The 778-nt window shown below is 62.2% G+C and carries 1 protein-coding gene; it reads right to left on the minus strand.

Annotation, left to right across the window (positions count from 1 at the left end; all coding sequences use genetic code 11):
• Positions 1-61: 61 nt before the first annotated feature.
• Positions 62-778, minus strand: a 717-nt coding sequence (locus tag NW820_RS13050; RefSeq protein WP_414407730.1) for a polyphenol oxidase family protein, incomplete at its 5' end; no start/stop codon positions are given.

The raw sequence follows: 778 nt of genomic DNA on the forward strand, positions 1-778 counted from the left end.
TCTTGAGCGCAATTATAGCCACTACTTCCCGTTCCTCCGGGCAGAACTGGGTCAAGTCTGCCTACGACCGCAGTCCAATTCCCGACCACTGCACGCAATGACGGCCCTGCTCATCCTTCAGGGATCCATCGCGGCGGTAGGAAAAGAAATCTTGGGGCTGGCTGAGGGTGCAATGGGGGCTGACGGCAATGTGTTCAGGGGGGATCCCTTGGGCTTGGGCTTGGGCACCGTTGACCCAGCGCAGATCCAGGCGAACCTTGCCAGGCAGAGGATCGGGCAACAGGGCGGCGCGGGCATCCAGCCCCGGGGGTAAACTGTTCAGCACCAGCTCCGCCACCTCCTCTGACACCTGATAGACCGACCCCGAAATGGAAGGCCCGATGGCCACGCGGATCCCAGCAGCAGGGATCCCCGCCTGTAAAAACTCCTGCAGCACCTTGGACAAGATCCCCGCAGCAGTGCCTCTCCACCCGGCGTGAATGGCTGCCACCCATTCTTGGCTGGCCACCAAAATCGGCACACAGTCAGCGGTGCAGACCCAGGCAGAATCTCCTTGGCGGCGGGCAATGACCGCATCCGCCTGAGAACGGGTAGGGATCCCTTGACCAACAGAGCAGTCCTGCTCTCCCTTCTGTCCAAGGGTTTCCGTGATCCCATCTGCCCAAACCCAGTTGCAGCCATGCACCTGATGGCCCCACGCGGCCTGTTCAGGGGGCAGTTGCAGCCGGGCGGCCAACTGAGACGGGGGATGGGGATGACCTTGGCGAGAGCCAAAAGC

This window comes from Synechococcus sp. R55.7 (genome assembly GCF_047461955.1).
Classification (GTDB): Bacteria; Cyanobacteriota; Cyanobacteriia; order Thermostichales; family Thermostichaceae; genus Thermostichus.